The sequence below is a fragment of the Corynebacterium callunae DSM 20147 genome (genome assembly GCF_000344785.1).
GTDB lineage: Bacteria > Actinomycetota > Actinomycetes > Mycobacteriales > Mycobacteriaceae > Corynebacterium > Corynebacterium callunae.
Map to the genome: position 1 here is coordinate 1006652 of NC_020506.1, position 24278 is coordinate 1030929.

Here is a 24278-nt window from a genome sequence, read left to right on the forward strand (position 1 = left end):
ACTAAAAGTGGGGCCTACCGAATCGGTAAGCCCCACTTTTAGTTTTTAAACTTTAGAACTTGTTTGCACGCTCGGTGTGTGCCATGGACAAAACGTCAAGACGCTTGTCTAGTTCTTCTTCGGTGAGCTTTTCGCCATCAACGAAGCCGAGATCAATAACGGTCTGACGGATGGTCTTGCCTTCCTTCAGCGCGGTCTTTGCGACCTTTGCTGCAGCCTCGTATCCAATTGCGGAATTCAGCGGGGTAACGATGGAAGGAGAAGACTCAGCGAGCTGCTTCATGTGCTCTTCGTTTGGCTCGATGCCATCAACCAGGCGAGTAGCAAAAACGCGAGCGGTGTTAGCCAGCAGGCGAGCGGACTCGAGGACGTTACGTGCCATTACTGGGATGAACACGTTGAGCTCGAACTGACCCTGAGTGCCGGCGAAGCCAACAGCTGCGTCATTGCCAATAACCTGAGCGGAAACCTGAGTTGCGGTCTCGCACAGAACTGGGTTGACCTTGCCAGGCATGATGGAAGAACCAGGCTGCAGGTCTGGCAGACGGATCTCACCAAGACCGGTCAGTGGGCCGGAACCCATGAGGCGGATGTCGTTAGCGATCTTGTAGAGGGATACGGCGATAACGCGCATTGCGCCGGAGAATTCAACTAGTGCGTCACGAGCAGCCTGTGCTTCGAAGTGGTTTTCAGCTTCCTTGAGCTGCTCAACACCGGTGAGCTTGATGAGCTCAGCAACAACCTGGCCACCGAATTCAGCGGAGGTGTTGATGCCGGTGCCGGCTGCGGTACCACCAATAGCAAGTTCACCGAGGCGAGGCAGGGTAGCTTCAACGCGCTCGATGCCCAGCTGGATCTGGCGAGCATAGCCACCAAATTCCTGGCCAAGGGTAACTGGAACAGCATCCATAAGGTGGGTACGTCCGGACTTAACAACCTCAGACCATGCGGTTGCCTTCTTAGCCAAGGACTCGTGGAGGACCTTCAGGCCTGGGATAAGGTCATTAACGGCAGCTTCGGTAGCAGCAACGTGAGTTGCGGTTGGGAAGGTGTCGTTGGAGGACTGACCCATGTTGACGTGGTCATTTGGGTGAACCTCAACGCCATTAGCCTTTGCAATGGATGCAATGACCTCATTGGTGTTCATATTGGAGGAGGTACCGGAACCAGTCTGGAAAACATCGATTGGGAACTCAGCATCGTGCTTACCGGATGCGATCTCCTTACCAGCGGCGATGATGGCATCTGCCTTCTCTGCGTCGAGCGCACCGGTGTTCTTGTTTACCTGTGCACAAGCTGCCTTGAGCAGACCCATTGCGCGGATCTGTGCGGATTCCAAACCACGACCAGAGATAGGGAAGTTCTCTACGGCGCGCTGGGTCTGTGCTTGCCACAGTGCCTTTGCCGGGACCTTCACTTCACCCATGGTGTCGTGCTCAATACGGAATTCCTGCTCGGTCATGAAATCACTCATTTCTTACTGAGAGTTAAATACGGCTGTCCCAAGCTTACCCTCACCTTTAGTGATCCACATTGGCCTCCCCCATAAATGTGGCATATCTCTTGCAGTGGGGGTAAGGGGGAGGAAGTTTGTGTTTAAAAAAGTCAAAATGCAGTGCCCCCGGAAATGGAGGCACTGCATTTTAGAAAAGGTTAAAGATTAGTTGCCCTTGCGGACGGTCTCCATAGCCTTGGTCCAGGTAACAACCTGCTCAAGCATTGCATCAACGGTGGTTGCGCTCTGCTCGGTTGGCTTGAAGGTTGGGTACTCGAAGTCGGTGAAGAGGCCGAACATGCCGGTCTTCTGAACGTGAGCGATCTGCAGCTCGGAAAGGATGCCACGCAGGTGCTCGGTTGCGCGAACGCCGGAAGCGGAGCCGTAGCCGACGATGCCAGCAGCCTTGTTGTTCCACTCAGCGGAGAGGAAGGAAAGAGCGTTGGAAAGTGCAGCTGGGACGGAGTGGTTGTACTCGCCGGTGACGAAGATGAAGCCGTCGAATTCAGCGATCTTTGCAGCCCAAGCCTTGGTGTGCTCGTTGCTGTACTGGCCGTAACCTGCAGGCATTGCCTCGTCGAGCAATGGGAAGTTGTAGTCTGCGATGTCAACAAGCTCGTACTCAGCGTCGTTACGCTGGGATGCGCGCTCGAGAACCCACTTTGCAACGTCAAGGTTGACGCGGCCTGGGCGGGTGGTTCCGGTGATGATGGCGATCTTGCTAATGATGTATTCTCCTCAGATTTACTTAGTTGATGTATCAACTATTTGATGTTCAAAGTATAAAATAACTTTCCATGTCACGCAAGTCTTTCTTTAAAAGCTATTTCTACCTGGGGAGATGGGGAAGAGCTAGTGGGGAAAAGTGGCTTAATTTCACCGTGGAAGGAACGCTAGACCGAATTTTAGACTGCATGGTCTACTTAGTTTATGACTTCAACACTTGTTTCCGGAACCGACCTGCGCACCGTTCTCCGCAACGTGCCCACCCCAGTTGCTTTTATCGCTACTCATACTGAAGTGCCTCGTGGCATGGTTGTTGGCACCTTCGTCAGCATTAGCTTGGATCCACCACTGGTGGGAGTTTTTCTGCAAAAGTCCTCTTCTTCCTGGCCAGAAATTGAAAGGGCTTTGGTTACTGGTCAAGAATTGGGAATTTCACTTTTGGGCGCCCAACATGCAGAACATGTTCCTAAATTAGCAGGCCCAGCTGAGCAGCGTTTTGAAAACCTTGAGTGGTCAGGCACCAGCGGGGGAGCAATTCACCTGCACGGTGCGGACGCTACTTTGACTACCAGGCTTAATGATCTGCAAGACATTGGCGATCATTATTTTGCGGTTTTAGAAGTGGCTCATGCTGCAACTAATGCTGACAATTCTTCTGCCTTGGTTTTCCACCGTTCGCAGGTAAGCCACCTTTAAAATAGAATCCACAAAACCCTCTTCGGAAAAATTTTTCCGAAGAGGGTTTTAGACTATGTGTTACTGTTTTCGGCGCAGCCTTCCAAACACTAGCTGGAGGGCGACGTCGAAAAGCGTGGTTCTTTTAGGAATTGCGGGCGTAATCAACCACGGAGTATTCCTGCAGCTTTGCCAGCTGGTGGACGGACTCAATGTGGCGGATGGTGCCGGACTTGGAGCGCATAACCAAAGAACGGGTGGTAGCACCATTAGCGCGGTAGGAAACGCCACGCAGCATGTCACCATTGGTGACACCGGTTGCCACGAAGTAGCAGTTCTCAGAGCGGACGAGGTCATTGGTGTGGAGCACTTCGCCGAGCTTTAGGCCAGCATCATAAGCCTTCTGGCGCTCAAAATCATTCATTGGAGCCAGGATGCCCTGGATTTCGCCACCCATGCACTTCATGGCGCAAGCGGTGATAATTCCCTCAGGAGTTCCACCGGTGCCCATCATCATATCCACGGAGTTGGAGTCCTGAGCTGCAGCAACAGCACCTGCAACGTCACCATCAGAGATGAGGCGAACCTTGGCGCCGGCGCGACGGATATCGGCAATGAGCTCGATGTGGCGAGGGCGATCCAGCACCATGACGGTAACGTCGGAAGGGTTAACGCCCTTAGCCTTTGCAACCGCATTGATGTTGTGGGAAACCGGAGCCTCAATATCAACCTTGCCGGCTGCTTCGCGGCCCACAGCCAACTTCTTCATGTAGAAGACAGCAGATGGATCGTACATGGAGCCACGCTCTGCAGCTGCCAATACGGAAATAGCGTTGGGGCGACCTTCAGCCATCAAAGTGGTGCCGTCAACTGGGTCAACAGCGATATCAACCTCAGCGCCGAGGCCGTTTCCTACCTCTTCACCGTTGTAAAGCATGGGGGCTTCATCTTTTTCGCCTTCGCCAATAACAACGACGCCCTTCATGGCAACGGAGTTGATGAGGCTGCGCATTGCGTCAACAGCGGCGCCGTCACCCTCATTTTTCATACCGCGACCAACCCAGCGGCCGGAAGCAAGAGCTGCAGCCTCGGTGACGCGCACCAATTCCATGGCGAGGTTACGATCCGGTAATTCGGGGTGCTTAGCGTTCATAAAAAGAGCCTCCTGAGGGCGCTAAAATTGTTCTAGCTGGCCATTTACAGCCTGCGCTGCGTTTAAATGTACCAAGCTACAAAGGGTTAAAACAGTGAAAAGGTGAACTTAAGAGGCATAAACGTGATTTATGCCAGTTATAGCTTCCATTGTTGCACTTTTTACTGATTGCAATTGGTTTTTGGGCACCCAAAAGGGGGGTTTTGGCTTAACTCTTTGAGGTCATGACATACTTATCGGGTGGCTGAGAAACGACCGAAGATATTTGAGGGCAGTAGGGACATTTTTCTCTCGCTCGTAGTTTCTGGAATTATCATGGTCCTGGCGGTGAGTTTCACGGGCATGTGTTCTTTTAATACCGGAACTCCGGAAAATGGGCAGGTGCCAGAGGTTGATGCCTCCACCTTTATTTCCATGGAGGCGCGTTCGATGACGGATCACGCGACTCGTTTGCCGGAAAATCCAGAGGGCTGGGTAACCAACTCTGCACGGCGCACCATGATCGATGACACCCCGGCGTCCGTCGTTGGATATGTGACCAAAGACGGTGGTTATCTCCAACTCACCCAAACAGGCGAGAATGTCGAAGATGCTGTTGCCGGATTTGATGAGCGCTGGCGCGACCTCGCTGAAACCTACACACTTGATGGCTTTGAGGTAGGCATTTACACCTCCACTGAGGATGAAGTCCGCGATATTCGAGTGATGGATCTCAAAGATGAGCGTGTGATTGTTACCGGCGCTGCAACTGATGAGGAATTTAATGAGCTGCTCAGCGCAGTAGCTTCCGCAGATCCGCTGCCAACCAACTAAAAAAGAATTGCTTTTCGACGTGCACCTGCCCCAGCACCTGGGGCAGGTGCTTTTTTCGGCGTTATTTTCGACTCAGAGATTTTCCCCGCGAGCTGGTGTCCACCCCGGCTACTAGTGTCATGGTTTATGACAACCCACATCTCTCAAGAACAGATCATTGACCGCGGTTGCGGCGTGTTATTAGGCCAGCTTATTGGCGATAGCCTGGGAAGTTTGGTGGAGTTTCAAACCGCTGCTGAAATCTCCCGAAACTATCCCAATGGGGTAGACACACTGGAAGCTGGCGGCACCTTCAATTTGGAGGCAGGACAACCTACCGATGACTCTGAAATGGCTTTGTCTTTGGCGCGCAGTTTGGCCCGCACAGGGGATTATGATCCCCTTGATGTCCATGAATCTTATGTTGAATGGGCATTATCCAATCCTTTTGATATTGGAAACACCACCTACTCGGCGCTGCGCGAAAATCAGCTTGAAGTGGACTCTCAGGCCAATGGCGCGCTAATGCGAGTTTCACCCATTGCAATTGCCTTTGCCGGACGCCCCGACGCGGCAGCGCGGGCGGCGCTATTGGACGCCGCCATGACTCATCCACACCCGCTATGTCTAGAAATCAATGCGCTTTTTGCTGGTGTTTTGGCCGAAGCCATTGCTCAAACATGGGATGCTGCACGTACCTTTGCTGAATTTGAAGAGCAGTCAACTGATGATTTAGCAGCCTTGGTTGCAGCCGCAAAAACAGCTCCGCCGGCAGATTTTACAACCCATCAAGGGTGGGTAAAAGTGGCTTTCCACAATGCGCTCTATGAACTCGCCAATGGTAAAAGTTTCGAGCAGTCTTTGGTGCGCACTGTCGGTCGTGGTGGCGATACAGATACAAACGCTGCCATTGTTGGTGCTTTGTTGGGCGGAATTTATGGTGGCTCGGCAATTAAACAAGGGTGGATTGACACTGTGTTGGCCTGTACCCCGGATGAAAACTCCAGGCGTCCGCGCCCAGAAAAATATTGGCCCACAGATGCCCTCCAACTTGCAGAAGATCTACTACGCTTGCATCGGTAGAAAATTTTCGATGCCTAGTCCGCGAGGTTAAACCTCTCCTTAAAGTGCTCTTAGCTGGGGGAATGAGAGTACCAAAGGGGAAGGGGTGTGGATTAGTGGGGGTGGGAATGGGCGAAAATCAGAAGATTTGCTCAAAATATGGCGCGACGTATTTAGTGATGCTAATTTAATACATGATTTCTAAAGGACACCGCTTTGCTTGTGGGCTGAATTTGGAGCTCTTTGATTCATTTTGGGTCTCAAGAGGAAGATATAAGGACCTTGTTACACGACTAAATTTCAGCTACCCCGCACTTCTTGGTTGTCTCGGACTATAACCTCACTATTTTTAGTGTTGGTTTTTGTCTTGGCTCAAGCACTACCGGGTCTTGGTTTGTTTTCTCCGCCTAGTGCCAATGCGCAGACAGCTGCGGGCTGCCACTATCGACAAGGCGCTTACCTTGATTCATCCCTCTGCTGGATTGAATTGACCAACGTTAATGACACTCTCGCAGGATCAGCGAGCGGGCAAAGGGTGACGATCCAGCTCGACGCCTCACATACGATGTCTTTTACCGTGAAATACAACCAGGGAACATCTGGTTCTGTTATCGGCAATATCATCAAAACGGCACTTCCTACCTGGCCAGGTGCGGTGATGGGAAATACCATTAATGGCGTTACTTATTACAAGGCTCCCACTGGAGTTTCAACCAGCACTCCGATGGCCTTTTATTCGCAGCGAATCGCATCTGTTAACCAAGTTAATCCTTCCGTAGAGCTCCGTGACATTGTTGTCACAAACTCCAGTGGTGCATCACCAAGCTTTGGATTGGTGATGGCAGATGCTGAATCCACCAACGCTGGTGAATCACTTACTATGCTTTCCAACACTGGCGTTAGCGAGTTGGGTAGGTTTGTCCCACCAACATATAGCCAGCCTTGTGGGGGAGGTATAACTCTAGCCACCGGCACTGGTGGCGTAGGTGGCACCATCCCGCTTAGCGGTTTGCGTTGTCAGGGAAGTGCGGGCAACGTTGGTATGCTTTTGGGCTCTACCACCAACCCCAGCAATATCAAGGTTGAACTCGGTGCAAATCAAGGTGGTTTGCAGGGTGTGTCCTTAGCAGTGCTGATGGGTGGCGCCAAGGGAACCGTAGCCACGGATCAGCGTGCAGATCAGGGCCAGACTCCAAAGACCAACTTCAACATGGAATTGGCCTATAACAACAATGCACTTGGCAAAATCGTTACCACCACCGGAACTGCGGTTTCCGCAACTTCTGGAACTTTCTTGCTGGCCTCTACCACTGGCCAAGTAAGGGCCCGACCCCCGGATAGTAGACACGGAGGATTTAATCAGGAAGCAGATTTCAGGATAACAGAACCGCGCTCCTCAAACACCGCAGGGGCGAGATATTTACACCAGGAATGCCGGCGCACCGTGTTGTAACGGGTACACCAGCGGAAAACATCTCGGCGGCAGATCAACTGGTTCATGAATGTCTTGGAATCCTGAAGGACCTCCCGCTTCATCGCGGCATTGAAAGACTCAGCCAAGGCGTTATCCGCACTGGTACCGATTGATCTCATCGACTGCCTGATCCCTAATTCCTTACAGGTGTTCTGGAATGCGCGGGACGTGTAAACGCTGCCGTGATCCGAGTGAAAAATCGCCCCAGTCAGGCTTCCACGCTGGCCCTTCGCCATTTTTAGCGCGTCCTGCACCAGGGAGGTGCGCATGTGATCCGCGATGGAAAAGCCGATCAACCGGCGGGAATAGCAATCAATGACCGTCGCCAGGTACATATTCGACCCGTCCGCGATCGGCAGGTACGTAATATCCCCAACGTAGAGCTGGTTTGGCTTCTCAGCAGTGAATTTACGGCCCACCAGATCAGGAAACACTGGTTTCTTCTGATCGGACACGGTAGTGGTGACCTTGCGCTTCTTGGTGTAACCAAACAATTTGAGTTCACGCATGACCCGCGCAACTCGCTTGTGATTCACGGGGGCCTGATCGGCCTGGTCCTTGAGTTCAGCGGTAATCCGCTTGGCACCATAGCAACCATGTTCAGCAGTGAAGACCGTCTTGACTCGGGCCCCGAGGATCGCGTCGGACATGAGGCGTTTGCTGCGGGCTGAGCAGGTACTTTTCCATTTGTAATAGGAGGATCTGTTGAGTTTCAGCACTTCACATAACCGCTTGACCGAGTGGTTCTTCTGGGCGTCATCAACGAACCGGAAGCGGATCACCAGTTCGTCTCTTCCGCGAAATACTTGGCCGCCTTTCGCAGAATATCGCGTTCCTCCCGGAGCTTGCGGACTTCGCGTTCCAGCTTTCGGATCCGCTCGGCTTCGTTCACCGAGGCTGGCGAGGGTTTTTCAGTGGGAGCCGCGGTGCCGTATTTTTTCACCCAGTTCGCTAACGTGGCACGGTTGACCCCAAGATCAGTGGCGATGGTCTGGATCGAGGCGCCGTCGGAGTTCTCATACAAGGCGACGGCGTCGCGCTTGAACTCCTCTGAATAGGTCTTGCTTGGCATGGTGTGGAGATTACCTTTCAGTCCCAGATTGTTGGGATGTTAGGTGTCTACCAAACGGGGGTCAGGTCCTACAGCGTTAGATCACGTTCTTCAGCGAGACTCTTCACCTGTGCATATAGGTCACGGTTGATCTTTATGCTATTGAATTTGGTAGAAGGTCGAACATTTTTCGAGATGCTGTTAGGTGTATTCCTTATGAGCGGTGCATCTAGTGCCTGTGGATTAACTCGGTCATGATTGAAGTGGACATGCGGAGCTGAGTGGTGTTGCATTTTAGCGCTATCAGGGTCAGCTGGGTGTGGTGCAGCACCATTGGTGATGATGATGTTGATATTGGTTGTAGACATGTGGGAATCCTTCTGGATTAACAGTGGGAAAAAGAGGAGAAGAGGTAGGCGAGAAAAAAGAAACCCCCATCCACCAGCAGATACTGGGTGGTGGGGGTTTCTTTAGGGGTGCTTCTTAGATGAAGCGTGGGTCAATTTCAACCTGTGGGGCGACTGGTGCAGGCGCAACAAAACCGGCCTGTGGCTGTGCGTACGGGTCGTTAACGTACTGTGGCTGCGGTGCGACCTGCTGAGAGGGACCAGCGAAAGGGTTGACTGCGTACTGTGGTGCTTCCTGAGCAGCGAACTGCTGAGCTGGTGCAGGAGCCTGCTGTGCAGCAGCCTGGGCCTTGTTTGCCTCAATGACCTGCTTGCGAGCACGGCGAGCGTCAGCAGCAGACTTGGTTTCGAGTGGCTGGATGGAGTCGATGGACAGGTTCAACTCGTAGCGCTTAGCGCCAGTGGTCTTGTCAATGAACTGATCCTGGTGGATGTAGCCGTTGACTGCCACCTGGTCACCCTCCTTAAGGTGGGTGTAGATTCCGTTTCCCTCCTTGGATGCGGAGTAGAACTGGGTGAGCGGAACGATGGAGTCCTCATAAACGCCGTTGCGGTTAGCAAAGTTGTTGGTGGCGTACAGGGTGATCTGAATGTTGCGGGAGCCATCTGGGTTGGAGAAGATCTTTGGATCAGCAGCGAGACGACCGATGACGTTGAAGTTGTTGGAAGGATTAGCAGACATGATAAATACCCCTTAATGGTATGAGTGAATGAAGGATTGAGTGTTAAGACACACAGTGCTTATTTTTTAAGCTGTTGGCTGTGTAGCCTTTCAAGAATGTCCCCGAACGCAGCTATGCTGTCGTTGGTTTTTTAAGTCTTTTAGATCTTTTAGAAGTCTTCTGACTCTTTAGATCTTGTAGAACTAGGCATCTGACCGAGCTCTTATTGTTTGAGAGTTTTTTGTTGTCTCTCATGGTTGTTCCCGAACGCAGCTTCGCTGGCGTTGAGCTTTTCTATCTTTTAAAGCTTTTGAGGCTTCGGCTGTTTTTCCGAATGCAGCTTCGCTGTCATTGGTCTTTTGTTTGTGTCTTTTAGTTTTTGTGCACAACAGAACTCATGAAAAAACCCCGCACTGAACGCACATCAGAGTGCGAAAAAGCGTGGGGATAGGGTGGGTTGGCTCGTCACAGTGACGTAAATAGCTGTGGGTCTTTACATGAGCGGAATACCTAAATTTTCGGGGTCACCTTTGTAGTGATCGAGTCTGTTTAGAATTTCTTCCTCTAAAATGGTACTTGTTCGAAAACTTCGATGCGACTGGGGAAAGCGTCAACCCTTACGTCTCGATCATCCATAATCAAGAGTTCAGCAGCTTGTTCAAATTTCTCGATATCGTTGAGAACGACTACAGTAAAAACATCGCATAGAATATGGTTCTCTGGATATTTACCGTTATGCTCCATCTGATATTGATCGGCAAGTGAGCTCCATCCATATGCCTTTTCAGCTTGATGAAGGTTTTTGGACACCGAAATTACATCAACATCGTCTAGAGCTGATAGATTTTGGACTCGATCGCGATATCTAATGTATGCGTTATGTTCATTCCCAATTTCTACAATAAATTGAGTTAGAAAAATGTAGGTCTTTCGCATGGGTTGATTCACGTCTCACCTTAACTTCGGTTAAGTCCTTCGAATGGAAAACGGTCAATAGGGACCGGTAAACAATGCCGTTTAGTGTGACCAAATGGAACGAAGGTGTTGGCTCTCTTTTCCGCCTCGTTAATACCATATGCGTGACCAACCACGACCCAACCGTCATAGTTGTTTAGGCTTGGGACCGACCATATTTTGTGGACATTGCACTTTACTGCAATTCGATCCATGGCTTGAGGTGTGATCATCTCATTGGCCTGAATAGTGGGGGTGATTGCAAGTGATAATGCTATCGCAATACCAATCGAAACTAGTTTCCTCATGTCACATTCCAATCAGTGTGGTGAGTGTGGCAGTACGTATGGAGTTGGCAAGTTGTAGAATTATATTGCCTGATTTTTATTATCACATTTATTTTCATAAAAAAAGTTTTTTTTACTCCATAAAATTCGATATTGTTATAAGAAAGATATATCTGGCTTTGAAATTGTTTTGCCTCAAGCAGCCTCTGGCCATACCTGCGAATAGACATTGGTGGCAGGATCAGGGTCAGCAGATTCGTAATGAATCTTGTTGTAGGGCTTAATGAGGTTACCCAAGTGGAGTTCATGTTCGCAGGCGCGAACTGAGGTTGTTTTGGAAAATAAGTGTTGTTCATCAGAGTTGGCACACGGTGCAGCCGAGATCAACGAGTTTGGGGAGCACAAACGTAAAAGCGACAAAGCCTAAGATGCCTGAGAGAATCAGCGCTGCGACGATGTCATCAAACCCAGCACCTTTCTCTAAGGTCACTACAACAGGGAGGCCACAGATTAGTGCCACAGCACCGAGCACGAGTATGGAGGTAATACTCAAAGACTCGAATGCGGGCAGGGCTGCAGCAAAAAGATTAATCATGGCGTTATCTGCTTCATGTTAGAGATCTGGCTTAAGTGGGAGGTGTTGCCCGGTAAACATCATTTCAAGATCACCCCAGGAGCGACCTCAATGACCTGGTAAAACTCGTCGTAGAACTCTGAGTCGTCAGTCAACACAGTGCGGTTGTGGCCGGCAATAACAAGCTGGCTGTAGGTGGTGCTGTATACGCGGTCACGGGTGCGACCCTGGGTAATAAGTGTGCTCAATTTGTCAAAGAAGGCAGTGGCAGTCGGCACAGTATCTGGTGGGGTTTGTGCAAGCTGGGACCTGACCCCCGTTTGGTAGACACCTAACATCCCAACAATCTGGGACTGAAAGGTAATCTCCACACCATGCCAAGCAAGACCTATTCAGAGGAGTTCAAGCGCGACGCCGTCGCCTTGTATGAGAACTCCGACGGCGCCTCGATCCAGACCATCGCCACTGATCTTGGGGTCAACCGTGCCACGTTAGCGAACTGGGTGAAAAAATACGGCACCGCGGCTCCCACTGAAAAACCCTCGCCAGCCTCGGTGAACGAAGCCGAGCGGATCCGAAAGCTGGAACGCGAAGTCCGCAAGCTCCGGGAGGAACGCGATATTCTGCGAAAGGCGGCCAAGTATTTCGCGGAAGAGACGAACTGGTGATCCGCTTCCGGTTCGTTGATGACGCCCAGAAGAACCACTCGGTCAAGCGGTTATGTGAAGTGCTGAAACTCAACAGATCCTCCTATTACAAATGGAAAAGTACCTGCTCAGCCCGCAGCAAACGCCTCATGTCCGACGCGATCCTCGGGGCCCGAGTCAAGACGGTCTTCACTGCTGAACATGGTTGCTATGGTGCCAAGCGGATTACCGCTGAACTCAAGGACCAGGCCGATCAGGCCCCCGTGAATCACAAGCGAGTTGCGCGGGTCATGCGTGAACTCAAATTGTTTGGTTACACCAAGAAGCGCAAGGTCACCACTACCGTGTCCGATCAGAAGAAACCAGTGTTTCCTGATCTGGTGGGCCGTAAATTCACTGCTGAGAAGCCAAACCAGCTCTACGTTGGGGATATTACGTACCTGCCGATCGCGGACGGGTCGAATATGTACCTGGCGACGGTCATTGATTGCTATTCCCGCCGGTTGATCGGCTTTTCCATCGCGGATCACATGCGCACCTCCCTGGTGCAGGACGCGCTAAAAATGGCGAAGGGCCAGCGTGGAAGCCTGACTGGGGCGATTTTTCACTCGGATCACGGCAGCGTTTACACGTCCCGCGCATTCCAGAACACCTGTAAGGAATTAGGGATCAGGCAGTCGATGAGATCAATCGGTACCAGTGCGGATAACGCCTTGGCTGAGTCTTTCAATGCCGCGATGAAGCGGGAGGTCCTTCAGGATTCCAAGACATTCATGAACCAGTTGATCTGCCGCCGAGATGTTTTCCGCTGGTGTACCCGTTACAACACGGTGCGCCGGCATTCCTGGTGTAAATATCTCGCCCCTGCGGTGTTTGAGGAGCGCGGTTCTGTTATCCTGAAATCTGCTTCCTGATTAAATCCTCCGTGTCTACTATCCGGGGGTCGGGCCCCTTTACCAAGCGTCGCCGGTGCGTGACTACCAAGCGCAGCACGACGAATCCAGTTTTCGCGGACTTGGTAAAGCGGCGGTTTCATGCTGGTGCTGCGAACCAGGTGTACGTCGGCGATATTACCTATTTGCCCTGTAAGAACGGTACAAATATGTATCTGGCTACGGTCATTGACCTATACTCGCGCAAGCTAGCCGGTTTCGCGATTGCTGATCATATGCGCACCAGCCTCGTGATAGAAGCTTTAGAACACGCCAATATCGTGCGTGGTGGGCTTGACGGCGCCATCTTTCATTCAGATCATGGCAGTGTATACCTCTTCAGCATTTGGTGCGCGCTGCAGCGAGTTGGGCGTGACCCAGTCCATGGGTGCGGTAGGTACCAGCGCTGATAACGCTATGGCGGAGTCGTTCAATTCCACGCTGAAAAGAGAAGTCCTTCGAGATAGGAAAGTCTTTGCCAATCCACTGCACTGCCGTCACGACGTCTTTCGCTGGTGCATCAGATACAACACCCGACGCAGACATTCATGGTGCGGACAAATATCACCGGACGCTTTCGAAGCACGATCCGCTACACTATCTAAAGCAGCATAACTGCCCCTAACCTGTCTACTTTTCGGGGGTCAGGCCCCTCGGCGGCGGCGCTATCTTGCTGCTGCTCGGTGGACTGGGCTACTACTGGATCAAAAAGCGCGAAAAGAACTAACTCCTAAAGCATCGGGAGTTGAAAAAGGGGGCTCAGTTCAAACTGAGCCCCCTTTGTTTTGCCAGAACTAGTTTTCTTCGCCAGAACCTGCAACGGAGTTCAGAGCTTGTTCAACACGCTTGGAAGCACCAGCTAGGTGTTCCTCGCAACGTTTGGCTAAGGCCTCGCCACGCTCCCAGTATTTGAGGGATTCATCCAAGCCCATTTGACCAAGTTCCAAGATCTTGACAATCTCCACTAACTCATCACGAGCATGTTCATAGGAGAGAGTCTCTACTGGTTCAAAGGCAGTTGCGCCATTACCTGCGCCAATGACATCGGGGTTGTTCATGGTGTAATTCTCCTAAAATTTCTTTTAATTAGCTTCTTGGGTGCCCATGGCTGCGGCGGTGATGGAGCCATCGGCAACGCGAATTCGCAATTGGCTACCAGGTGGGGATTGTTCAATGCTGGTGACAACTTCAGGGTCGCGGCCATCGCGGGGCACTACCTGGACTACGGCATAACCACGTGCCAAAGTCGCGGAAGGGCCAAGTGCAGATACCTGAGCTCGCAGCGCAGATACCCAGGCTTGTTCGGTTCGCAGCAGGTGCGAGATATCGCGACGGAGTAAATTACGCGCCTGCATAACCTCTTCTTGACGTCGCACAATTGGTGTCATGGGATCTGCCAAGACTGGGCGCGAGCGCAGTGCAGAGAGAGCTTGGTGCTCGCGGAGTACCCAACCACGCAGTGCAGCAGCAGAACGCTCACGCAGTTGTTTAATTAATAAACGCTGCTCGGCAACATCAGGCACCACTCTTTTAGCGGCGTCGGTGGGGGTAGCTGCACGCAAGTCCGCCACATTGTCGAGCACTGGCGTATCAGGCTCGTGACCAATGGCAGAAACCACCGGAGTAACTGCAGCAGCAACAGCACGTTGGAGTGCTTCTTCAGAGAAGGGGAGAAGATCCTCCACCGAACCGCCACCACGGGCAATGATGATTACATCAACTTCAGGGTCTTTATCTAGCGTTTCCAGAGCCGCGATAATTTCCGGAACAGCAGATGCCCCTTGGACGGCGGTGTTGATTACGCGGAATTGCACCTCGGGCCAGCGGTCCTTGGACACACTGAGTACGTCCCGTTCTGCAGCAGATCCACGGCCGGTAATTAGGCCAACACGATGGGGCAAAAAGGGCAGTGCTTTCTTGCGCGAGGCGTCGAAAAGCCCCTCGGCTGCAAGCCGTTTACGCAGCTCCTCGATGCGGGCCAGCAGCTCGCCGATGCCCACCGGCCTAATATCGGTAACCCAAAGGGAAAAAGTACCGCGGCCGGCGTAAAACGCCGGCTTGCCGTAAACGATGACACGATCGCCATCTTTAAGGGGTGTGGGCCTATTGCGGATGATTTCGGTGGGGCAGGTCAGCTGCACCGAAACCTCTTGTTCCACATCTCTGAGCGTGAGGTAAGACAGCTTCCAATTGGGCTTGACGTTGATTTGGGCAAGTTGGCCCTCAACCCATAAATGGCCGAGCCTTTCGATCCAGGTTTTTACCTGATTATTTACCTCGCGTACGGGCCAGGGTGTTTCTGGCGTTGATTTAGCAGACGGCACAGCCTTGTGACCCTCCTTAATTTCATCGCTTTAAAGTGAATTACCCCGCCTTTAGTGGGGTGCTTGACTCCCCAGTCTAGGTGTTTGGCTCCAACCTTGGATACGCTGGGAGGTATGAGCTCACCTGTAATTAGCCCAGAAATTAAGACTGGAAAGAAGATCCTGCTCGCAGCCCCGCGCGGATACTGCGCTGGCGTGGATCGTGCCGTGGAAACTGTCGAGCGCGCGCTCGAAGAATATGGCGCACCTGTTTATGTCCGTAAAGAAATTGTTCACAACCGTTATGTTGTAGACACCCTGGCAGAAAAGGGTGCGATCTTTGTTGATCAAGCATCCGATGCTCCAGAAGGTGCAAATATGGTGTTCTCAGCACACGGCGTTAGCCCTGCCGTGCATGCCGAGGCCGCTGCTAAAAATATCAAGGCTATCGACGCCGCCTGCCCATTGGTGACCAAGGTCCACAATGAGGTTAAGCGTTTTGATAAGCAAGGCTTCCACATTCTTTTTATTGGCCACGAAGGCCACGAAGAAGTTGAAGGCACCATGGGTCACTCCGTCGAAAAGACCCACCTGGTTGACGGGGTGGCCGGCATTGACAACCTTCCTGAGTTCCTGGCTGATGAGCCAAATCTGATTTGGCTTTCCCAGACCACTCTTTCCGTGGATGAAACCATGGTGATCGTTAAGGAGCTGAAGGCTAAGTACCCCCAGCTGCAGGATCCTCCATCTGATGACATTTGTTATGCCACCCAGAACCGTCAGGTTGCCGTGAAGGCAATTGCCGAGCGCTGTGAGCTGATGATTGTCGTTGGTTCCAAGAACTCCTCCAACTCGGTACGCCTTGTTGAAGTTGCCAAGCAAAATGGCGCCGATAACGCTTACCTGGTGGATTATGCCCGCGAGATTGACCCAGCGTGGTTTGAAGGCGTAGAAACCATCGGAATTTCCTCCGGTGCCTCCGTGCCTGAGATTCTGGTGCAGGGTGTTGTTGAACGCCTCGCAGAGTTCGGTTATGACGACGTTGAGGAAGTCACCTCGGCTGCCGAGAAGATTGTCTTCGCCTTGCCGCGCGTTTTGCGCCACAAGGACTAAATAAAAAATCCCGCCTGAGAGCGGGATTTTTTCTAGCTATAAAGGTCGTCGTCGAGTGATCCACGGCGTTTAGGCGCTTGTCGACGTTCCCCTGTATCCAGGCGTTGCGGTTGTTCGCGGGGGATTGGGCGGGGTGCCGGGCGTACCCGTGGTGCTGGCTCCGGACTAACTTGAGGCTTCGGTGCAACCACAGGACCAGGAGTTGGAGTAAAAGGAACTCCGCGGGCTGCTTGACGTTGAGCCACCTCTTGACGGCGCTGCTGGCTTTTGCGGATAAGCTCATCAACTGTGACTTGGGAGCCATCACTGCCAGGAGCCTGCGCGCGTCGGCTGCGTACCTTGGTGGTTTGAGCGCGAGCACGACGGGCAGCATTGGCATTGGCCTGATCGGCTTCTCTTTGGGCGCGCCGGGTTTTTTCTTCAGTGCTGAGCAATGTCTGCTGGTTTTTGCGCAGTAAACGAATGCGTAGCACGGCAATAATGCTGGCTATTACCGTCACCAAAATTAAGGTGGGGAAAAATTGGGCCAGCGGATAAATTGCCGTCAAGATTTCGGTGGTAGAGACACCCGGGGCGCTGCCGCTGGGGCCTTGTTGAGAAACGAACCACGCCGTAAGTGGGGTAAAAATTCCGAAGAGAATCGGAATGGACGCCACGGTTAGAAAAAGGCCACGAGCCTCGATCAACAGCGTGATACCCAACGTGGCGATGATGAAAATCACCTGGTAGGGCATCCCAATCGTGCCAAGCAGGAGGCTTAGGAGCAATCCGGTAACAAGGGACGCAAAAACCACTGCAGGTCCAGACCAGGTTGGCAATCCCACAAAGGGGGCATGCGTGGTTGATCTGGAGCTTTTTCTCGGCGAAACGGATCCATGTGACACGTTTGATCACTTTACCGGTCAATGGCTCAAAACCAGAGTTGCAGCTCTGGTTTTGAGATTAATCTGATAATTTATCGACACCTTCCGTACTCACAAAGTGTTCGCTATGTCCTTTGATGGCATGGGTTTGGGTGATGCGAGTGGGCAGGGGATCATCGGCGGAAAGTTGTCGGGCGATGGATAATACCTGGTTATCAATTCCATAGAGGGTGTCATTGAAGGCTTGGACGGCCTTTTCCAAGCTGCTTCCCACTCGATTAAATTGATCTGCCATTGCATTAAGCCGCTTTTGAAGTTGTTTGCCTAGTTTTTGGATTTCTGCAATTTTTTCTGTGGTTTCCTGTTCTTGAAAACCTAAGGCGATAGTGCGTAAGACCAGCTGCAGGGTCGTGGGGGTAGCCAACACCACACGCTGGGAAAAAGAAAACTCCAATAATTCAGCGTCCTTGGATAGTGCTGCGCTGAGAAAGGCATCGCCTGGAATAAAAGCAATGACGTACTCTTCCGCTGGTTTGTGAGTTGCAATCTCACTTACATAATTGCGCATTTGAGCAGCATGGCGTTTCAGTGCACTTGCTGGATGAGCGCTTTCAGTCGCTTCTAAATAAGCCTCATAGGGAGCTTTATTATCCAGTCTTAAAGATTGCCCACCGCTAAGAAGGAAGCGGAATTCGGGGGAGGTATCAAAATCAATATGTTCCTCCATACCTGCTAGCTCGATAATTCTGCGTAGTTGTATATCGCCCCAGCGACCATGAGGTTGAGAACCATTAAGGGCCGCGAGTAAGTCATTAGTCTTCGTCGAGTTGGCCACAATTGCTGTTAATTTTTGATTTAGGGCATGAGTGCTGTGGTCGGTTTCTACCTCCAGCTGGCTTATATGTGCCCCGAGCTCGCTTAAACCCTCTTGGAGGGGTGAGAGCTGTAAAGAGAGGGCGTCGACAAGCGAATCTGGGGAGCGTTCCTCAATCGACTTGGTGAGTTTGCGCAGTTGACGTGATTGCATGTCGGCGTCTCGATTTCCGCGCGCCAACCAGCCGATCACTACGCCAAAGGCAGTGAAAAGCAGGGTGAGCAACGTGGAAATCATGTTGCTCACCCTGCCATAAGGGGTGGACACGGTTATTTACGTTTACGAAGTTTATCGAACGCTTGTGTGGTTATGTTGCGGGCGGTGGAAAGGCGTTTCTTCAAAGCACTTCGTCGCAGCTCATCAAAGTCCACCTCAGTGCGATCGCGGTCAATAAAATCAGGCACGCTTAAATCATTGGCCTCTGCGTGAGAAATGAGGTGCTGGTAATGGCGTTCGCGGAAAATTCCGCCCTCTGCCTCCATATGACGACCAGCTAACGGTCCATAAGCACTTTGATAGTGGAGATCGTCTGCGGATTTTTCGCCTGCCCGCAAAGACGTCATATCTTGGAAATAACGGAAAGCAACCGCAATCATCGCAGCTACAGGAACTGCCAGGAACGCACCGATAATTCCGAAGAGAGTGCCACCAACAGTCACGGAAAGCAAGACAATTACTGGGTGCAGATTCATGGCTTTGGACTGCAGCAGCGGGGACAAAATATTGCCTTCAATTTGCTGCACTGCAACAACCAAAATCAGCACAAAAATTGCCTTGGTAAAGCCCAATGACACGAGCGCCACCAACACTGCTAGCGCGCCGGCAGTAAATGCACCGATGATAGGAATGAAGCCAGCTACGAAGGTAATTACCGATAGTGCAAGCGCCATTGGTACCCCAATGATGAGCAGGCCAAAGCCGATAAAGACTGCATCAACTGCAGATACCAAGGCCTGTGCGCGCACAAAGCCAGATAAGGTTTTCCAAGCGCGAGTCAGCAATTCAGTGAGATGCCAGCCGGAGGTCTCTCCAACAATATTGCGAGCCCAAGGTAAGAATCGATGTCCATCTTTGAGGAAGAAGAAGGTCAGGACCATCACTACACCCAAGGTGACAACGACGCTCGTGGCCATGCCGAGGCCAGAGAAGATTTCACCGGCAATCGCACCTGCTTGATTTTGCATCCAGGTGGCTACCTCGTTGAAGAAGCTACTCAAATCTTCGGAATTGAGATTTAGCGGTGGGCCCTGCAACCACAACTGAACGCTGAGGATGCCTTCAAACGCTTGGAAATACAACGCCTGAGACTGTCTGCCGATACTTGGTGCGATGACCCAAAAGACTGCGCCAATGGCTGCGAAAAAGATTCCAATGGTTAGAAAAGCTGCAATTGCCCCTGGCACTCCATGCTGGCGCAGCCATCTATTGGGTGAGGACAATACTGTGCACAAAATTAGGGCGAGCGTAACCGGCAAAACTCCTTGCCAAAATTGACCAAGGGTCCACCAACCTACATATGCTGCAGCGGCAATAAAGAGAATCCGCAAACACCACATGGACAGACTTCTGATGTAATCGCTAATCACAATCGAGCGGTCAATGCGGTCGATTGTGGAATAGTCGCCCTCAGCTTCAGTTGGGTGGGCGGTCTTATCTGCCATACCTGCAGACGTGCCAGTTATGGGGTTGTCTTTATTCTCACCGACAACACTTTCAAGTTCCTCTGGGAAATCATCCATCCTTGCCACAATTATCCATTCTGCCTGCAAACCATCGACAAAGGGAGAGACACTCCCAGAAGTGAAAATCTGGAAGTGTCTCAAGTTTAACTAGTGGCGGTGAAATTCCTGATCAATGAGGACTTCATCGGTGGCATAAGGCGAGGTGCCGAAGTCTCCGACGCTTTCATCAGGGAAACGCCGCAGGGCGATGGTGCTGATGACCAATCCGCCCCAGATGATGAGGATAAACAGCACCATCATGGTAATTGCGAGGGTACTCATGATTAAGCCTTCCTTTCGCTGTCAAAAGGTACAACTGGATCATTGGAATCCCAACGGCGCGGACGGTGCAGCACTCGGCGGAATTCAGGCTCCACACCAAAGTCAGAACCGGGAGGGCCATCTACCAGGGTGCCCTGTGGCCAAGGGATCAGTGGGCCAATGATGGCGACCAGTGCGATGATGCCGATTACACCCCAGCCATAAAGGCCGTTTTGTAGCAGGGTGTATCCGCCATAAGGCTCATCTACCAGGGTGATTAACTCCTGGAAGAGGTTGTAACCCAAAACCAAAGTGGTCACGTTAACAACGCAGATACGCCACACAGTGTTGACCTTGAAGGAGGAAATTGCATTGAGGTGGAGTGCAAATTCATCAATGCGGCGATAGATCCAGTCGATTACAACCACAGCAATTAGCGCGATGGCCACAATGCCGATGTTGTTGGTGAACTTGTCCATGATGTCCAAGGTGGCCAAACCGGAAGTGGTGGAGAACAGTGCCAGGGAGAGGATTGCCATAAAGGTTCCAACTCCAATTGCAGCTGCCTTGCGGCTCATATTGAACTTGTCCTTGACTGCGGAGATAACAACTTCCAAAAGAGAGAACAGGGAAGTGAAACCAGCCAGGGTCAAGGTGGTGAAGAAGAAGAAACCAAAGAGCACACCAAATGGCATCTCATTGATAATCGCTGGGAAAGCCACAAAGGCAAGGCCAATGCCGGAGGTAGCAACCTCATCAACGCCCACGCCAGCGTTTTGTGCCATAAAGCCCAATGCTGCAAACACACCGATACCTGCCAACACTTCGAAAGAGGAGTTAGCAAAGCCAGTGACCAAGCCAGTGCCAGTGAGGTTGGTACGTGGCTTGAGGTAAGAGGAGTAGGTCAGCATAATGCCGAAGCCCACGGAAAGGGAGAAGAAGATTTGGCCATAAGCGGCGATCCATACGGTTGGATCCTTCAGTGCTTCCCAGTTCGGTGTAAACAGGGCATCCAGACCAGCTGAAGCACCAGGCAAGAATACTGCCTGGATAACGACGATGATGAAGATGATCACTAGGACTGGCATGAAGATCATGTTGGCACGACCGATGCCCTTATCAACGCCTACGGCTAGGACGGCAATTGCAGCAATCCATACTAAGAAAATAGCGATGGCAACTTGCGGAACAATATCTAAGGAAAAGACGGAAGTTTCATCAAATTGCAGGAAGTCGCTGAAGAAGTAGGTATCGGGATCAGATCCCCACGCTTTGGTGAAGGACTTTACGGCATAAAGGCCAGCCCAACCGATGATGGCTGCGTAGTAAATCGTGATGAAGAATGCGATTCCTACCTGGATCCAACCAATAGCTTCGGTTTGCTTTTTAAAACGTCGAAAAGCAAGGGGCGCTGAGCCCCGGTAGCGGTGACCGAGCGCAAAATCCAGGAAGAGCAGCGGAATACCCGCGGTCAGCAGCGCAATCAAATAGGGGACAAGGAATGCTCCGCCGCCGTTATCGTAGGCGACGTAGGGGAAGCGCCAAATATTGCCAAGGCCAACGGCGGAACCGATGGCGGCCAAGATAAAGACGGATCGAGAGGAAAATACTTCGCGGCGCTGACCTTTATGAGAATGGTCAGAGGCCGCTTTGTGTGGAGTTGACATGTCAGTGTCTCCAGTCATGCACAAAGGACTATTAAAAGTGCCCATAGAGTGGAGCAATCCTTGGTAAGGTTTGCTCCCTGGCTTTCCTCAATCTCCGCTTGTGGGTGGGGCAGAAGTGTGGATATGGGATTAATTGCTTGTGCTGAAATTAGCACAGCGGTGTTTTGGATCACTACACGTTTATATATTTGGGGCTTTGGTGGGGGTATTTAGTGGCCTAAGGGCAACCACCTTTTAGTAATTCTGCTCTGGTTGCTAGGATTGGTGGCCGTGACCCTTACTCTTGGAATTGTCGGTTTGCCCAATGTTGGCAAGTCCACCCTGTTCAACGCTCTTACCCGCAACGATGTTCTGGCAGCGAACTACCCTTTCGCTACCATCGAACCAAATGTGGGATTAGTGGAACTTCCCGATGCGCGCCTGGGACGCCTTGCTGAAATCTTCGGTTCCGAGCGCATCCTGCCTGCCACCGTGTCCTTCGTGGATATCGCCGGCATCGTTAAGGGAGCTTCCGAAGGCGAAGGCATGGGCAACGCATTCCTTGCCAACATTCGTGAAGCAGATGCAATCTGCCAGGTGGTACGTGCCTTCGCTGATGAAAACGTGATTCACGTTGACGGCGAAGTTAATCCTTCCGAAGATATCTCCGTTATTAATACTGAGCTGATCCTGGCTGACCTGCAGACCGTCGAAAAGGCGCTGCCACGTTTAGAAAAGGATGTCCGCAAGGACAAGAGCCTGGCTGACGTAGTAACCGAGGTGAAGAAGGCTCAGGACATTCTCAGCGATGACCGCACTCTCTTCTCCGCAGCTAAAGCCGGCGAAGTAGACCTTTCCCTCATCCGCGATCTGCACCTGATGACGGCAAAGCCTTTCCTCTACGTTTTCAACTCTGACGAAGCAGTGCTTACCGACGAAGAGAAGAAGGAAGAGCTGCGCGCGTTGGTAGCTCCTGCTGACTGCGTATTCCTTGACGCTCAAACTGAGACTGAGCTGCTTGAACTTGATGACGAAGATGCAGCCGAGCTTTTGGAAGCTGTGGGACAGACCGAGCCAGGCCTGCACTCTTTGGCTCGTGCTGGTTTTGAGACCCTGGGACTACAGACCTACCTCACCGCAGGTCCAAAGGAATCCCGTGCATGGACCATCCGCAAGGGTGACACTGCACCTCAGGCTGCTGGCGTGATCCACAGCGATTTTGAGCGTGGCTTTATTAAGGCCGAAATTGTGTCTTTTGCAGATCTTGATGCTGCAGGTTCCATGGCTGAAGCAAAGGCACAGGGCAAGGTCCGCCAAGAAGGCAAGGACTACGTTATGGCTGATGGTGACGTGGTGGAGTTTAAGTTTAACGTGTAAGTTTTATGAGCTCAGCTATCACAAGTGGTGGCTGAGCTTTAACGGTTTTCTAGCTGCGAAAATTTTTCATGAGCTGCAAGGAAAATCGGATACAAGTGGCGGTGGCTTAGCTCAAAACCGCCACTTATTGCACGCTGCCTCGACATTCCTCGGGAGATTCCAAAGCGACGTGCAGCATTCTCGGTAAAGACATAGGACAAGACTCGAGGAGCTAGCGCGCGAGGTCGCTCGAACACAATCTTTTCGATGTCATTCCATGGGAGTAGGGAATTCGGAACGATCTCCCCGCGACGTGCCATGGCGACACCGGTTGGGGAAAGTACGATCGATTCTCGGCGACGGAGGCGGAGAATCGCACTAATCGGTGCGAAAACAAAGCAGCCGATGATTCCCAACACGCATGCCCATACTCTGAAGTTGATTGCAATCAATGCCCAGTCGGTGCCTTGTTCTGCGCTACTGGAGAGGATTATTGCGAGCATCGCGAGGAGAAATATTCCGACGGCCAAGGCACTCAGCAGGATTAGCGCGATCGTGCGGGTAGACGTACCAATGGTCACATCACGTCCATCCTCTAGCGCATTCATAACGGAGGAGGCTGACAAGTTTTCGACATCACCGCGAGTCTAGCTGAATTGCTGTCGTGATTTTTCTAAGAGCGATGGGGATGAAGATGCGCCTGCTCGCCATCGTGATCAAAAATGGTGAGAATCTCCACTGGTCCCTGATGGGCTTCTAAAAGGTGGGGAGTCATGGTGGAAAACTCGACAGCTTGACCTGGAGTTACCATGATCGTCCTAGATCCCAGTGTGAGTTTGAGGATGCCACTGAGGACCGTGAACCATTCATAACCTGGGTGTACCGATGGTTCGAAGGCGGGGCGCTCCTCAGTAATGCGCATCTTTCCGATGGTGACACCGCGTCGGTCGCGTTCTCGGGAGAGCAACCAGAATGTGGTGCCATCGAGCGTTTCAGGCTCAGGACGAATTACTACGTCGTCGTTGCCTTCTGCCTCGACAAGTTGATCAAGCGAAGTACCAAGAGCTTTTGCTATGGCTACTAGCTGTTCAAGGGTGATTCTTTGGTGCCCAGTTTCGATTCGGCTCAGTGTTGACGCAGAGATAAAACAACGACTGGCGAGTGTATCCAGGGTCCAACTACGTGCCAATCGTAATCCGCGAATCCGCTGCCGGACGATCATTTCCGTGTCTTTTTGCGTCATATGCAAG

Annotated in this window: 25 protein-coding genes and 1 pseudogene; 8 read left to right on the top strand and 18 right to left on the bottom strand. The window is 51.8% G+C overall.

Going from position 1 to position 24278, the window contains the following annotated elements:
- Positions 1-52: 52 nt before the first annotated feature.
- Both H924_RS04780 and H924_RS04785 read right to left on the bottom strand, forming a co-directional pair.
- Positions 53-1462: a class II fumarate hydratase gene (locus H924_RS04780; RefSeq protein WP_015650828.1), complete on the bottom strand. Its 1410-nt coding sequence runs from the start codon at positions 1460-1462 to the stop codon at positions 53-55.
- Positions 1463-1660: 198 nt separating this feature from the next.
- Positions 1661-2224, bottom strand: a complete 564-nt coding sequence (locus H924_RS04785; RefSeq protein ID WP_318532983.1) for an NADPH-dependent FMN reductase — start codon at positions 2222-2224, stop codon at positions 1661-1663.
- 201 nt (positions 2225-2425) lie between these two features.
- Between H924_RS04785 and H924_RS04790 the strand changes: the two genes are divergently transcribed.
- Entirely contained in the window at positions 2426-2917 is a 492-nt protein-coding gene (locus H924_RS04790; RefSeq protein ID WP_015650830.1) for a flavin reductase family protein, read from the top strand.
- 124 nt (positions 2918-3041) lie between these two features.
- Here H924_RS04790 and glpX read toward each other — a convergent pair whose 3' ends face one another.
- Positions 3042-4049, bottom strand: a complete 1008-nt coding sequence (gene glpX / locus H924_RS04795) for a class II fructose-bisphosphatase (RefSeq protein WP_015650831.1) — start codon at positions 4047-4049, stop codon at positions 3042-3044.
- 240 nt (positions 4050-4289) lie between these two features.
- Between glpX and H924_RS04800 the strand changes: the two genes are divergently transcribed.
- The 3 genes from H924_RS04800 (at position 4290) to H924_RS04810 (ending at position 7356) form a co-directional block, all read left to right on the top strand.
- Positions 4290-4862 (top strand): DUF4245 domain-containing protein, encoded by a 573-nt coding sequence (locus H924_RS04800; protein WP_081602468.1) that lies wholly within the window; start codon positions 4290-4292, stop codon positions 4860-4862.
- A 126-nt stretch (positions 4863-4988) separates the two neighbouring features.
- Positions 4989-5924: an ADP-ribosylglycohydrolase family protein gene (locus H924_RS04805; RefSeq protein WP_015650833.1), complete on the top strand. Its 936-nt coding sequence runs from the start codon at positions 4989-4991 to the stop codon at positions 5922-5924.
- A 331-nt stretch (positions 5925-6255) separates the two neighbouring features.
- On the top strand, positions 6256-7356 hold the full coding sequence (locus H924_RS04810) for a CshA/CshB family fibrillar adhesin-related protein (protein WP_131449826.1): 1101 nt from the start codon (positions 6256-6258) through the stop codon (positions 7354-7356).
- On the opposite strand, the gene H924_RS13885 is transcribed toward H924_RS04810, so the two are convergent.
- From H924_RS13885 to H924_RS04850, 6 genes are all read right to left on the bottom strand, one after another.
- A protein-coding gene (locus H924_RS13885) for an IS3 family transposase (RefSeq protein ID WP_155861928.1) occupies positions 7263-8449 on the bottom strand; the annotation gives its coding sequence in 2 pieces (ribosomal slippage) (positions 7263-8176 and positions 8176-8449; 1188 coding nt in all). The two genes, H924_RS04810 and H924_RS13885, sit on opposite strands and share 94 nt — an antisense overlap.
- Before the next feature lie 68 nt (positions 8450-8517).
- Complete coding sequence (locus H924_RS04825; RefSeq protein WP_015650837.1) at positions 8518-8796, bottom strand: hypothetical protein; 279 nt, start codon at positions 8794-8796, stop codon at positions 8518-8520.
- A gap of 115 nt (positions 8797-8911) precedes the next feature.
- Entirely contained in the window at positions 8912-9517 is a 606-nt protein-coding gene (locus tag H924_RS04830) for a single-stranded DNA-binding protein (RefSeq protein ID WP_015650838.1), read from the bottom strand.
- A 544-nt stretch (positions 9518-10061) separates the two neighbouring features.
- Positions 10062-10445: a hypothetical protein gene (locus tag H924_RS04835; RefSeq protein ID WP_245533901.1), complete on the bottom strand. Its 384-nt coding sequence runs from the start codon at positions 10443-10445 to the stop codon at positions 10062-10064.
- 648 nt (positions 10446-11093) lie between these two features.
- Positions 11094-11333 carry a hypothetical protein gene (locus H924_RS04845; RefSeq protein ID WP_015650840.1) on the bottom strand — a complete coding sequence of 80 codons (240 nt, stop codon included), beginning with the start codon at positions 11331-11333 and terminating at the stop codon, positions 11094-11096.
- 59 nt (positions 11334-11392) lie between these two features.
- On the bottom strand, positions 11393-11560 hold the full coding sequence (locus H924_RS04850; RefSeq protein WP_245533902.1) for a hypothetical protein: 168 nt from the start codon (positions 11558-11560) through the stop codon (positions 11393-11395).
- Positions 11561-11686: 126 nt separating this feature from the next.
- On the opposite strand from H924_RS04850, the gene H924_RS04860 reads away from it, so the two are divergent.
- A protein-coding gene (locus tag H924_RS04860; RefSeq protein WP_155861928.1) for an IS3 family transposase occupies positions 11687-12873 on the top strand; the annotation gives its coding sequence in 2 pieces (ribosomal slippage) (positions 11687-11960 and positions 11960-12873; 1188 coding nt in all).
- Between the two features lie 20 nt (positions 12874-12893).
- Positions 12894-13506 (top strand): annotated as a pseudogene (locus tag H924_RS14540) (IS3 family transposase); the annotation flags it as partial.
- A gap of 179 nt (positions 13507-13685) precedes the next feature.
- Here the strand turns inward: H924_RS14540 and H924_RS04870 are convergent.
- Both H924_RS04870 and xseA read right to left on the bottom strand, forming a co-directional pair.
- On the bottom strand, positions 13686-13949 hold the full coding sequence (locus H924_RS04870; protein WP_015650844.1) for an exodeoxyribonuclease VII small subunit: 264 nt from the start codon (positions 13947-13949) through the stop codon (positions 13686-13688).
- A 24-nt stretch (positions 13950-13973) separates the two neighbouring features.
- Positions 13974-15215, bottom strand: coding sequence for an exodeoxyribonuclease VII large subunit (gene xseA, locus H924_RS04875; RefSeq protein ID WP_015650845.1), 1242 nt, complete (start codon positions 15213-15215; stop codon positions 13974-13976).
- A gap of 114 nt (positions 15216-15329) precedes the next feature.
- Here xseA and H924_RS04880 point away from each other — a divergent pair, with 114 nt between their 5' ends.
- On the top strand, positions 15330-16307 hold the full coding sequence (locus H924_RS04880) for a 4-hydroxy-3-methylbut-2-enyl diphosphate reductase (RefSeq protein WP_015650846.1): 978 nt from the start codon (positions 15330-15332) through the stop codon (positions 16305-16307).
- Positions 16308-16339: 32 nt separating this feature from the next.
- On the opposite strand, the gene H924_RS04885 is transcribed toward H924_RS04880, so the two are convergent.
- From H924_RS04885 to H924_RS04905, 5 genes are all read right to left on the bottom strand, one after another.
- Complete coding sequence (locus H924_RS04885; protein ID WP_015650847.1) at positions 16340-17131, bottom strand: DUF6542 domain-containing protein; 792 nt, start codon at positions 17129-17131, stop codon at positions 16340-16342.
- Between the two features lie 118 nt (positions 17132-17249).
- A complete protein-coding gene (locus H924_RS04890) occupies positions 17250-18281 on the bottom strand; it encodes a DNA recombination protein RmuC (protein WP_015650848.1) in 1032 nt (343 codons plus the stop codon).
- Between the two features lie 32 nt (positions 18282-18313).
- On the bottom strand, positions 18314-19705 hold the full coding sequence (locus H924_RS04895; RefSeq protein ID WP_245533918.1) for an AI-2E family transporter: 1392 nt from the start codon (positions 19703-19705) through the stop codon (positions 18314-18316).
- Positions 19706-19873: 168 nt separating this feature from the next.
- The gene (metS, locus tag H924_RS04900; RefSeq protein WP_015650850.1) at positions 19874-20047 is read right to left on the bottom strand and encodes a methionine/alanine import NSS transporter subunit MetS; all 174 of its coding nucleotides are present in this window, start codon (positions 20045-20047) and stop codon (positions 19874-19876) included.
- Between the two features lie 2 nt (positions 20048-20049).
- On the bottom strand, positions 20050-21693 hold the full coding sequence (locus H924_RS04905; protein ID WP_042392903.1) for a sodium-dependent transporter: 1644 nt from the start codon (positions 21691-21693) through the stop codon (positions 20050-20052).
- Between the two features lie 270 nt (positions 21694-21963).
- Here H924_RS04905 and ychF point away from each other — a divergent pair, with 270 nt between their 5' ends.
- Positions 21964-23049 carry a redox-regulated ATPase YchF gene (ychF, locus tag H924_RS04910; protein WP_015650852.1) on the top strand — a complete coding sequence of 362 codons (1086 nt, stop codon included), beginning with the start codon at positions 21964-21966 and terminating at the stop codon, positions 23047-23049.
- 38 nt (positions 23050-23087) lie between these two features.
- Here the strand turns inward: ychF and H924_RS04915 are convergent, their stop codons facing one another.
- Both H924_RS04915 and H924_RS04920 read right to left on the bottom strand, forming a co-directional pair.
- Entirely contained in the window at positions 23088-23636 is a 549-nt protein-coding gene (locus H924_RS04915) for a hypothetical protein (protein WP_155861929.1), read from the bottom strand.
- A 65-nt stretch (positions 23637-23701) separates the two neighbouring features.
- Positions 23702-24271, bottom strand: coding sequence for a helix-turn-helix domain-containing protein (locus H924_RS04920; protein ID WP_029703190.1), 570 nt, complete (start codon positions 24269-24271; stop codon positions 23702-23704).
- Between the last annotated feature and the right edge of the window lie 7 nt (positions 24272-24278).